The 8511-nt window shown below is 40.5% G+C and carries 6 protein-coding genes and 1 pseudogene; all 7 read left to right on the forward strand.

The genetic code is table 11. The features are described from left to right. Positions 1-151 (forward strand): annotated as a pseudogene (locus tag EI164_RS17115) (IS30 family transposase); the annotation flags it as partial. Positions 152-363: 212 nt separating this feature from the next. Then, positions 364-1596 (forward strand): trypsin-like peptidase domain-containing protein, encoded by a 1233-nt coding sequence (locus tag EI164_RS12720; RefSeq protein ID WP_192520321.1) that lies wholly within the window; start codon positions 364-366, stop codon positions 1594-1596. A gap of 63 nt (positions 1597-1659) precedes the next feature. Continuing rightward, positions 1660-2988, forward strand: a complete 1329-nt coding sequence (locus EI164_RS12725; protein WP_192520322.1) for an NYN domain-containing protein — start codon at positions 1660-1662, stop codon at positions 2986-2988. Then, positions 2981-4261 carry a phosphoribosyltransferase domain-containing protein gene (locus EI164_RS12730; RefSeq protein ID WP_192520323.1) on the forward strand — a complete coding sequence of 427 codons (1281 nt, stop codon included), beginning with the start codon at positions 2981-2983 and terminating at the stop codon, positions 4259-4261. The genes EI164_RS12725 and EI164_RS12730 overlap by 8 nt, the downstream gene beginning before the upstream one ends. Positions 4262-5156: 895 nt before the next feature. Continuing rightward, positions 5157-5990, forward strand: a complete 834-nt coding sequence (locus tag EI164_RS12735) for an HAD hydrolase family protein (RefSeq protein ID WP_225739283.1) — start codon at positions 5157-5159, stop codon at positions 5988-5990. Positions 5991-6003: 13 nt separating this feature from the next. After that, positions 6004-7173, forward strand: a complete 1170-nt coding sequence (locus EI164_RS12740) for a cysteine protease StiP domain-containing protein (RefSeq protein ID WP_192520324.1) — start codon at positions 6004-6006, stop codon at positions 7171-7173. A 248-nt stretch (positions 7174-7421) separates the two neighbouring features. Then, entirely contained in the window at positions 7422-8495 is a 1074-nt protein-coding gene (locus tag EI164_RS12745; RefSeq protein WP_192520325.1) for an HpcH/HpaI aldolase/citrate lyase family protein, read from the forward strand. Positions 8496-8511 lie beyond the last annotated feature (16 nt).

Consider the following 8511-nt stretch of genomic DNA (forward strand, 5'->3'; position numbering starts at 1 on the left):
CGGCCTTATCAGAGAGTACTTGCCTAAGGGTTGTGACTTTAGACAAGTCTCTGATGATGAGATGCAGGACATTGAGAACAAATTAAACAACAGACCAAGAAAACGATTAGGGTTTAAGACGCCTATGCAGGCGTTCTATAATATTAATTAGCGTTGCACTTGGTGTGTTAATCTAAGCATAGAAAAAATAGGGACTTTTAGTTTATTATTACAATGATATACAAATCATTCTATTCCAGTTTTCTGACAAAAACTACTGTAATAAGCAAATATCGCTTTTTTTAAAATGACTGCATAGTTATTCAAATAGCTACCTAAAAACTGTCTATAATGATTTGTAATTTACTCAATTAGAGGCAGACCATGACAACACAGACCGCGTTAGTATTAGGAGCAAATACCGTTATCACGCAATCTTATTGTTCGGTGGCTTTTTCTACAAAAAACAACCTTAAATTTGGAGAGCATATTGGATTAATATGGCTGCCTTTAGATGAACACCGTAAAGCGGCTTGTAGTCCTGCTTACCTTCACGAACCTAAAGACTGGGCTAAACTAAACAATGCTGATAATCAAAATATTTGGCAATTAGATTTATCCAGTTTGTTTGATACACAAGGCGTTAGCTTTTTGCAATTGATTGCCTATACCTATCAAGAAACAAGTCTAAACCTACCAACAGTTGAACTGACTGATATCAGTCTAATACTGAATGAAGGTTCCATCACTTATGATTTCACAGCCAACGAGCGCCATACAAAAGCAGCGATTGTATTAGAGATATATCGACGCAATGATCAGTTTAAATGTCGGGCGCTGGGTGAAAGCTCTTCTCAAGGCTTGGCAAGCTTAGAGCATAGAGTACAAATCAGCCTTGATACCCGCCCGCCAGATACACATGCGCTCATTCAGGCAGCTCAGCAGCAGCAGCGAACTCAGCCGAATAATGAGACACGAACACCGCGTCAAGTACAAGCTGGTGAAACATGGACTGGTACGGCATTTGCCATTGACCCATATCACCTCTTAACTTGCTATCATGTAATTGAGTCGGCGGCTATGATTGGCATACGACAGCAGGGACAGCCAGACCGTGAAGCGCAAGTGGTACTCAGTGATATCGGTAGCGATTCAGCGATTATTAAAGTGAGTGAACCTTTAACTAGCTATTTGCCGCTCGCACAACAATGTAGTGATAATTTGGGTGAGACTATCACTACGTTGGGGTTCCCGCTGTCAGGACTTAGTAGTCAATTGCAAGTAACACAAGGCTGTATCTCTAGTTTGACAGGGTTTGGCGATGATATTCGCTATATGCAATTTACTGCGCCCATTCAACCTGGCTCTAGCGGCAGCCCTCTACTACTACCTACTGGCGAAGTCGTTGGCATGGTAACATCAAGTCTCGTTCATGAGCATGCGCAAAATATGAACTATGCAGTGAAATTTCAGTTGCTATCTGCGTTACTCGCAAGCGCAGGTATTGAGTTAGATAACTTGTCAGACTCATCGCTTAATAAGTTGCTACCGCTAACCACACCACAATTGAGCAAAAATAGCCGCGGGGCATTATGGTTGGTTGGATGTCAGGGCTAAAAAACATCAAGATAATCAAAAAACAAGAAGAACCAATTAAAGAAAGTGTGTTAAGGAATATAAATGTCAGTTAAGCTCAGAAGTATCGCTGTACTCATAGATGCAGATAACGCATCGGCGAAAAATATCGGCCAGATATTAAAAGAAATAGAGAAAATCGGTCATATTACTTGTAAAAAAATCTATGGTGATTGGGGAAACGCTCATATTCAAAGTTGGCAAGAAGCCCTACTCAAATATGCCATCGATCCCATGCAGCAATTTGCCTATGTAAAAGGCAAAAATGCGACTGACATTGGTATGGTCATTGAAGCAATGGATCTGCTGCACAGTGGTGTTTATGACGGGTTCTGTCTAATCTCGAGTGATAGCGACTTTACTTCATTAGCACTACGTATTCGCAAAAACCATGTAAAAGTTTTTGGCTTTGGCAAGCGCAATACCGTCAGTGCTTTTTCACAGGCCTGTGATACCTTCTTTTATGTAGAAGATTTATTGAAACAACACACTGTAAGTCAAAACAATCTCTCGTCTAACAAAACATCTAAGAGTTCATCAAAACCATGGACCACTAAACAGCTGCAGACACAAACCCACTTGATTAGCGCACTAAACAAAATCATTCAAGACAACCCCAATGACCATAATGGTTGGTCAAATCTATCTCATATTGCCAGTCAAATTAGCCAAAACTACGACAATATTAAACTCGATAAATATGGCTATGCAAAATTTTCTGATTTAATTATTGCTCTACGTTTATACGATATAAGACGACAGTCTAATGGCATGTGGGCAAAGCTAAAGACACAAAAAAACGCTACAACTATTAATAAGAAACCCCTAGCACCGATGTCTGCTGGTAAATCAATGGCTACTAAACCTAGCTTAAACCTATTCCCTGCAGTCCCTATCATCGTAAAAATAACGACAGCTCCTACTGTTGACGCTGTCTTATTTAGAGTCAATGAAAAAACTAAAGTCCGTGGTGATGAGGATATGATATTTTATGGACAGACACATAGTGAAGATGGCACCATCGAGCTAGATCAGCAGCTCGATGAGGATATCTCAATATCTGAATTCAGTTGTGATTTGGGCGCTCAACCCTCTACTATCGAGCAACTGAATATTATATTATCAAGTGAGCTTGAAAGCTTAACTACTGATACAAATCAAGCACTTATTGAATTAAGCATCAGCGATAAGCAAAAAGACACTTTATTATTTTCTGGTGAGTTTGATATTCAAAACAAATCAGGAAAAAGCTTACTGTTATTCACATTGAATCGAAGCAATGATCAATGGCAGTTTTCACCAAAACATCAGAATATAGATGGCGACCTACGTTATCTTTGCGAAAAATATGGAATAGAACTCAGTGATGACTAGCAATAAATATAATGTAATACCTAATGATGTGTACGAACGTAGCATCAACCTACCCCGCGGCACGCTTGATCTAACTTATCAGATGAATGATGTATCAGGAAGCAACACGACTTATCAATTAGAAGACTTACTTGGGTTTGCCCAACGTATTAACCCAAAACGTGCGTTTTTATTTGTCTCAAAAGTCTTAGGTCGGCATATCCCAGTAGCACCTAATAGCATGCGTAGTGCTTTCACCGACTTGGCAAACTTAGTACCTAGCGATTTACCTAAGCCCATTCTAGTTGTTGGCATGGCAGAGACTGCCGTTGGGCTATCGGCAGGTGTGCATCAAGCATTGCAAATGCGTTATCCTAATGCTTTATTATTGAACTCTACCCGTCATGCGCAGCACAATGATGATAATAGTGAAACGTTACTCACCACTTTTAGTGAAGACCACAGTCATGCCAGCCAGCATTTGATTTATCAAAGTGCAGATCAAGCGACACAAGAACAATTACTCTCTAGTAAGACCCTCATTATGGTCGATGATGAAGCCTCAACAGGCAACACCTGCGTGAACGTTGTCACCGCTCTACGTAATGCTGGGCTGAGTCAATTAAAACAGGTCCACCTAACCACGCTAGTGGACTGGTCATTAGGACAAGTGGATACAGATGATACTATCGCTCAACGCTTACCTAATATTGACTTTCATCGTCATCACTTATTATCTGGTGATTGGAAATGGACGGATGCGCCCAACCCTAAGCCCATTACCATGCCATCAGTTGATACCACTGACGCTGGTAGTCAATCGCTAGGCAACACTGGCAATTGGGGACGTTTCCCGACTCTTGACAGTACAGACGGGTTTGATCGTTATTTGGCTAGATTTAAAACAGCCTTTACCAGTTTTAGCGGACAGACACAGTTTAATAAAGAACAATTGCCACAGCGAATTTTGGTGTTAGGTAGCAATGAGTTTGTGTGGCTGCCATTTTTATTGGCAGAATGGATAGAAGCCCAATTTCAAGACTCTGAAACAACAGCCATAGTGAACTTCAGCGCTTTGACACGCTCACCCATTGCTTTGGGCGGTGCGATTGCTACCATGTTGAGTTTTAGCGACAATTACGGACTTGGAATGACCAACTTTGCCTACAATGTTGAGCCTAGCGACTGGGATTTGATTATATTGTGCGTAGAAACATCGACTGATAGTGTCGATGACATGTGGCAAAGTTTGCATAATGTGTTGGTGGTGGGCTCCGATATAAAAGTTATCTGAAATATTGGTCGATATCAAAACCACTGTTAATCTGGCGTGTGTCCTCCAGTCCTTCAACTTTCGTCTAAAGAGTCTAAAATATTTAAACACCTAAGGTGTGTTTGATCCTTTAGCCATGGTAGTCCCTATTTGTGAATATCAAACACGCCCTAGCTAATATTTCAATATTGTCAGTATTGCTTTACTGATTTGATGACAATTTAAATCTTTTTATTAGCATCTTTAGGATGCGGACACACCCTAATCAGATTATAGTTGTAGCCATGACAATAAACATGAAATGCAAATAATAAATATTATCATTATTATTTACATACAAGTGAATATTAACTAGGGCGTGTCCTCATTTTAAAAATGGTGATAAAAATGAGATAAATTGCCGTCAAACAAGGAAAATAGAGCAGATAATATCGAGATATTAGTCAGCTATTTGACGCCGTTTGGCAAGATTTAGCTATTTTTAACCCATTTAGATAACTATCGATTGAATTGAGGACATGCCCTAATTATAACCTTTATATGTACTACCAAAAGCACCTTTTTTAGTCTGAAAAACATTTATTTCTTAACCAACTCTACTGTACAGCGTTTTTATCTTAAAAAGAACACAGGCCCAAAAAAAGCTATTCTTGACACCCTAAACAATATGAAAAAACAATATAAACAAACTCTCTAAGAATTAGAGAAAAATATAAAATTACGACTTAAGTATTTAATGAAAATTTCATATTAATCACTGTCAAACAACAGCCAGTATTATTATGAATTTTTATATTTGATTTGAAGAATTAACAGCTATTTTATAAAGATATTTAATTGATTAAAAATACTTAAATAATAGTAAAGCTAAACCCATCTTACATACAAATAAAAGCACCCTAATATAGAGACTGTTATGAATTCTAATCACAAAGGGAAAATGCCATTTTTTCAATCAAGTTTAGATATTACTAAACCTTATGCGCTTATGGATTTAGACGACACCCTTTTTCAAACCCAGCGTAAAATTGATGCATGGGAGTTACCAACCACCGAACCTGATAGTTTGGTTTGTGCTACCGTAAACAAACAAGGTGAACCATTAAGCATGATGAGCCAGCGTCAATCAGTTTTTTTTAATTGGCTGCTCGTTAGTACCGAGCTCATCGTAGTCACTGCCCGTGATCGGCATGAAATCAAGCGTGTTAAGCTACCGTTTGATAGTTGGCAAGTACTGACACATGGTGCCGTTATTTTAAGCCCTGAAGGTTACTTATTGAGCACTTGGCAACAGCACATGTATGAACAGCTTGCACCATTGCAAAATAAATTGAATCAGCTGAGCCAAGTCTTTACCAATTACAGCAAAAATGATGGTAGTCAACTCGTATTTACACCACATATCGACAGTTTTCATAATGGTTCTGTCAATGAAGAGTTGATCATTTATTTGGCTATTAAGCACGCGCAAAAAGACCACCAAGCACTAATAGAGTTAGCTAATACACTACCTACGTTAATACGTAATTTTGATCAAGATTTTTATGTGCATGTAAATGCTAATAACCTAGCAATACTACCGCATGCAGTTCATAAGCATCATGCAGTACAATTCTTACTAGACAATCATTTAGACAGTCAGCGACCCAGTTTTGGCTTTGGTGATAGTTTGGCTGATTTGCCATTTTTACAGTTGCTTGACTGGTATGGCATGCCCAATCACGGTCAATTACATGACAATCTGATATGAGAAAACAACCTCTATGACTAACCCTAATATAAAAAAACCAAATCATTACGGTTCAGGCAGCTACCTTGCCAGTGATGTCACGGTGCTACTCGATATCGTCGATAAAGAGGCTGTGGCGGATGTGCCCGTCAGTCAAAAAGAAGCACTTATCCAAAGTGGTCAGCGTCATTATTCCGATATGTTGACGTTAGAGAGTGCGCCCACAGCGATGCATGAGCAACTATATCGTCAAGCATTAGAGCAAGGCACAAATAGAACCGCCACTGACGTTGCGAATTTGGCTCATACATTACAAGACACTTTTAGGCAGACCGTTCATACTGAGCGCCCGTTAGTATTGGTCAGCTTAGTACGCGCAGGTTTGCCAATTGGAGTACTGTTACAACGCGCATTGTCAGATACTGAGAGTAGCTACTCGCTGCCAAGCGTGCATTATGGCATTAGCATCATTCGTGATCGTGGCCTTGATCCAGTAGCACTACAAATGATACTAGAGGCTTACCCAAATAGCCCTATCGTGTTTGTCGATGGCTGGACGGGCAAAGGCGCCATTTATCAAGAGCTTGCTAGTAGCCTCAAAGTGTTTAGCGACCATGACCATTCAAACTTTACCAATATTTTTCATCATGGTGCTAACGTCATTCCATTATTAACCTTAGCTGACCCAGCTGGTGTCGCTTGGCTCTCTGCTAGTGAAGAGGATTGGTTAATTCCATCAGGACTGCTAAACAGTACTGTATCGGGACTCATATCACGCAGCCTATATACCGATCCACAATTAGGATTACATCGCAGTGTTTTTTATGATAACTTGATAGAATCAGATCGTAGCTTGGCCTTTGTCGATCAAATCGATGCGGCACGTCGTGCACTGAACAAACCCTTACAATGTTTGCCACTCTACCCACAACCCCGCTACCAAACCGCTGACGTAATTAATACGATCGCAGCAGATTATGCTATTACCAATCGCAATCGTATAAAACCAACAATCGCAGAAGCAACCAGAGCCATATTACGCCGTGATCCTGAACGTATCTTACTGGCAACTGCCAAACATCCTGATACGATACTGCTCAGACATTTATGTGCACAGCGAGATATCGCTATCAGTGTATTAGGTGATAAAATACTGCCTTATCAAGCTATCACACTGATCAAGCAACGCACCAAAGATAGCTAGCACATGTTCAACATTTATAGCCATTCCATTATAAGATTATTACAGCGTCTCGCTTGAAGTATTGGATATACGTCTACACTCGGTTGCCTAGTACTACTTTTGAATTGAATCGACTATACCAATAAGCACTTATAAACAGACGCTTATAAATAGACATTGCTGTTAAGTAACGATCTTTGAGTCAACTCGCTTGATAATATATCCTGCTTTTTATAACCACTTATTTATCACTATTGATGATGCCAATTATGTCAGATACACCAAATTACGAGTCACATCTTTATCACCATAGCCAGTCTTATGCGCATTTATTTACTGAGCGTCATGCGATGGTTAAGCCGCACACCTATCACCCTTATCAACTTGGTGCCAGTCTCTATATGCCTGCCACTCGTCAAGATATATGGCAAGTCATCAAGCGTGATAAATTACCAACAATCAATAGTATTATTATTTGTTTAGAGGATGCTGTCAGCCATAGTGACGTCGATCTAGCACTTGAGCGCTTACAGTCGCTGCTCGATACATGGGCCATGCATGTCGATACCATCCATAACCCATCGAGAAAAACGGATCTCAAAACGCAACATCCGACTCGACCATTGGTATTTATACGTCCACGCAATCCGATGATGCTACAGCAGCTGGCGGACTATGCTCATATTGAGCTAATTGATGGTTTCGTCATGCCAAAAGTTGATATGTACAGCTTATCCAACTGGCGTATGGCCTGCCAGAACCTCAGCACCGATCAATTATTGATGCCTACGCTTGAAACTGCCGCATTATTCAATCCACACCACAATCAAGAACTCGCCATCGGCTTTAAAGAAGCCTTTAGTCAACCCATACTTGCCCTGCGTATCGGTGGCAATGATTTGTTTGCAGCGCTACGTCTCAGGCGTCCTAAACACAGCATTGTCTATGACACACCCATCGGCACCCTAGCCTATCAGCTACTTGGCTGTTTTGTGCCACATGGCTTTTATCTAACCGCGCCCGTGTTTGAATACTTAGATCAGCCAACGCTGTTTATGCAAGAGCTGACCCGTGATGTAAGCTTAGGGCTGGTCGGAAAAACCGTTATTCACCCGAGCCAAATCGCCTTGGTACAGCAGGCCTATTGTGTGCCACTAAGCATTTTAGATGAGGCACAAGCGATACTTCATAGCGAGGCCAAAGCCGTATTTAAATACAACAACACCATGCTAGAGCCGGCCACGCATCGTGCTTGGGCAACGGAAATAGTGGATCGAGCAAAAGTGTTTGGGATTCTTGATGATAGGGTAATCCCCCCAATAAATAAGAACACTCATAAATAGAGAGTAACTGCTAGAA

The organism is Psychrobacter sp. FME13 (assembly GCF_014861395.1).
Lineage (GTDB): Bacteria > Pseudomonadota > Gammaproteobacteria > Pseudomonadales > Moraxellaceae > Psychrobacter.

Excerpts from the sequence above, each read along its gene's own strand:
- EI164_RS12720 (WP_192520321.1), top strand. The coding sequence starts at position 364 with ATGACAACACAGACCGCGTTAGTATTAGGAGCAAATACCGTTATCACG.
- EI164_RS12725 (WP_192520322.1), top strand. The coding sequence starts at position 1,660 with ATGTCAGTTAAGCTCAGAAGTATCGCTGTACTCATAGATGCAGATAAC.
- EI164_RS12730 (WP_192520323.1), top strand. The coding sequence starts at position 2,981 with ATGACTAGCAATAAATATAATGTAATACCTAATGATGTGTACGAACGT.
- EI164_RS12735 (WP_225739283.1), top strand. The coding sequence starts at position 5,157 with ATGAATTCTAATCACAAAGGGAAAATGCCATTTTTTCAATCAAGTTTA.
- EI164_RS12740 (WP_192520324.1), top strand. The coding sequence starts at position 6,004 with ATGACTAACCCTAATATAAAAAAACCAAATCATTACGGTTCAGGCAGC.
- EI164_RS12745 (WP_192520325.1), top strand. The coding sequence starts at position 7,422 with ATGTCAGATACACCAAATTACGAGTCACATCTTTATCACCATAGCCAG.